The 1,706-nt window shown below is 40.3% G+C and carries 2 protein-coding genes; both read left to right on the top strand.

The window, feature by feature from the left end:
- Positions 1-228 (top strand): hypothetical protein (locus G6Q48_RS22710; RefSeq protein WP_207393067.1); only part of this gene is annotated, 228 nt, incomplete at its 5' end.
- Between the two features lie 134 nt (positions 229-362).
- The gene (locus tag G6Q48_RS21900) at positions 363-1,445 is read left to right on the top strand and encodes a hypothetical protein (RefSeq protein ID WP_032073039.1); all 1,083 of its coding nucleotides are present in this window, start codon (positions 363-365) and stop codon (positions 1,443-1,445) included.
- Positions 1,446-1,706: the final 261 nt, after the last annotated feature.

The following is a 1,706-nucleotide window of genomic DNA, read 5'->3' as shown; positions in this document are numbered from 1 at the left end:
GTCACGCTGAAAATGCCGGCCTTTGAATGGGTTCATGTGCAGCTCCATCAGCAAAAGGGGATGATAAGTTTATCACCACCGACTATTTGCAACAGTGCCGTTCTCTGCCTGATTGCCCTCAACGGGCAGTTCTACAGTGTGTCATTTGATATGTACTTGCTATCATTCAGGGGTCATTACGATTTCGCGCTGAAATATGCTCAAGTCCTTGACCAGTCTTTTGACTAGACCGCCCTGTGAAACAGGTGATTTTATCTTTGCAAATGTCTAACCGTGTTAATGCAGATTCATTTAACTGGGGGCTTGGCAGGTAATCAGGGCAACCTTTCATAGATACCCCGTTAATTTGGAGTTGCTTTAATATGAAAACTACCACGATATCGTTTGGCTCGAAATCAAACGCTGAATATCTCGCAAGAAAACTGTCATCAACATTGAAAGATGATTTTAATGTTTCGCTGAAACCAATCAAACTCCTTCATGCACTAGCTAAGGCTCAGGGTTATAAAAATTGGAACCACTGGGCTGGGGCTGGGCTTTCTGAAAATACAGATCAAGCTTTAACTGAGCGACCACCTATCGCTTATGACTTAGATCTTCCTGTGCCTTTTTTAAAACGAGCTCCGGTTGATGCGAATCCTGACGCGGCAACATCCTATATAGTTGAAATATTGGATATTAATCTTTTTGACTCAGTACGAGTTATGTCAAACGAATTATCCGCCGAGCTTTGTGAGAGGAGAAGAAAAGCATACTCGGAAAACCCCAGCATCACAGCAGGTTCAATGACTGTGTACACAGTGGTTATAACAGGCAAACGCTACACTAATGGACGCGGAGGTTATTGGTACTATGACCCTGAGGTTAAGTATTTTCACCTTCCAAAGGATTCTGATTCAGGTACTTTTGTCACTGAAAAATATTTGAATGAATTGAGGAGCGTTCAGTCCAATACAGTTGTCGAAATGATGCCGCCTGAATACGATGGTTTAGGTCATGCTGTTATTTGCGACAAGTGTGGTTTGAATTACGTGCCAAACTTGGCTGAGGATAGAGTTCTACATCATCAGTTCTGTACTCTATTGTCTTCTGCTAGTGAGTATTTCGGGAGACCTTTGTTTACTTATGAAATGTTTGAAAAGGCCAAATCCGTTCAATTGAACGATCCTAATCCAACTATCGCTGACCAAGCTGCTTTATATAAAAACAAATTGTGGGGATATTTTTCTCGCTCAGTGCAAGCCTGGATGAGGCAACGTGATTTTAAGGAACATCCTCCCTTTTTTGTTTACTCACAAGCAATGATAGCTTCGGACTTGGATGATGGTCACGTGTCTCATGATGTAGCTCAGTATGTTGCTAAAGATATGGGAATTGAGCATCTTGAACAATCTCCAGCAATGCCAAGCGGCTCATCGTATTGGGCTATTGACGACAACATCTAACAATCCTTAAAAGCATCAGTTGTTCGGTTTAACCGAACAACTGATATCAATTTCTTCTGTCTTCGTTTTACGTTGAATCTTCTTTATTGGGGTCAGTTTGGATATCGAAAATTATTGTACGTTAAGCTCATTTTTTATCATTTCTGGTTTTTTTGGAAACGTAATAAGCCTTATATCCAAGCATAAAACAAGGTTGTCTAGACTTCTTTTAACAGTAAAGTTATCATAAAACTGAATTTTATTTTTTAGGTAAGTTTATGC

The organism is Providencia sp. M-27, assembly GCF_011077905.1.
GTDB lineage: Bacteria > Pseudomonadota > Gammaproteobacteria > Enterobacterales > Enterobacteriaceae > Providencia > Providencia huaxiensis.
The sequence above is the reverse complement of the archived record's forward strand: the minus strand, read 5'-3'. Positions and strand labels throughout refer to the sequence as shown.

Bases quoted from the DNA above. Each gene is read 5' to 3' on its own strand.
- G6Q48_RS21900 (WP_032073039.1), top strand. From the start codon at position 363: ATGAAAACTACCACGATATCGTTTGGCTCGAAATCAAACGCTGAATAT.